The organism is Microbulbifer sp. 2205BS26-8, assembly GCF_030731025.1.
GTDB classification, from domain to species: Bacteria; Pseudomonadota; Gammaproteobacteria; order Pseudomonadales; family Cellvibrionaceae; genus Microbulbifer; species Microbulbifer spongiae.
The window spans coordinates 1-780 of the sequence record NZ_JAVAMR010000156.1 but is presented as its reverse complement, the minus strand read 5'-3'; the positions used below and the strand labels follow the sequence as shown (position 1 = coordinate 780).

Sequence of the window (780 nt, the reverse complement as noted above, 5' to 3'; positions counted from 1 at the left end):
CTCGAAAAAAGTTCAAATATCTTTTGCACGCGCACCTATGAGGCCAAATATACGTGTCAGTGCTGGAATTTTATCGCGTTAAACTCTTTTTCAGTCGGACACCGTTGGTCGAGTTTTGATTTCAGGTTTTGTCACCTTCTGTCAAACCGATAACCCCTTTTTTCAAGGAGAAGTGTCAGATTTTGCCTGAACTAATCCAGCTAAAAGGGTCTTTATACTTCCTATATTCGAAAACTCAGACTCTGCCTGCCCGTCTCGACATCGGTAATCAAGCGGTATTGATTCTCGGGTGTAGTTTCTACACAACCTTAGGAGGGCCACATTGGCGCCAGGCGGTGAGTCGATTTATGATTGAATTTTAAGATCGGCTCACCAACCCTATTTAACCAATGGCAGTTACACAAGATTTGTTACCGGGTCATTTAGTATTGACCATAGCGACATTCTTGGATATAGCAATTGGTGGAATTATTTACGTTGTTACACCTATTGACAGCTAAATATGCCACCAACTCTCTGCTCTGCGATGGAGAGCCTACAACATATTGGTTGATACCATTTCCTGGGTACACAGCATAACATGCCCACCTGTTGGGAGCAGCAGCAAACACTCCATCTGTTTTTACTTGAGAGATAGCAGGAGTATTATTGTGTAATATGATTAGATTCTCTCCAGTCGTATCAACTTCTTCTGCAAAAGCAAAAGTAGTCAATACAAATGATAGTAGCATAACAATATGTTTCATTTTTCAATCCTTTGTTTTCAGTATTATTAATTAG

The 780-nt window shown here is 40.4% G+C and carries 1 protein-coding gene; it reads right to left on the bottom strand.

From position 1 onward, the window contains the following. Positions 1–422: 422 nt before the first annotated feature. Positions 423–746 carry a hypothetical protein gene (locus tag Q5Y71_RS17010; RefSeq protein WP_306043261.1) on the bottom strand — a complete coding sequence of 108 codons (324 nt, stop codon included), beginning with the start codon at positions 744–746 and terminating at the stop codon, positions 423–425. Between the last annotated feature and the right edge of the window lie 34 nt (positions 747–780).

Excerpts from the sequence above, each read along its gene's own strand:
- Q5Y71_RS17010 (WP_306043261.1), bottom strand. The coding sequence starts at position 746 with ATGAAACATATTGTTATGCTACTATCATTTGTATTGACTACTTTTGCT.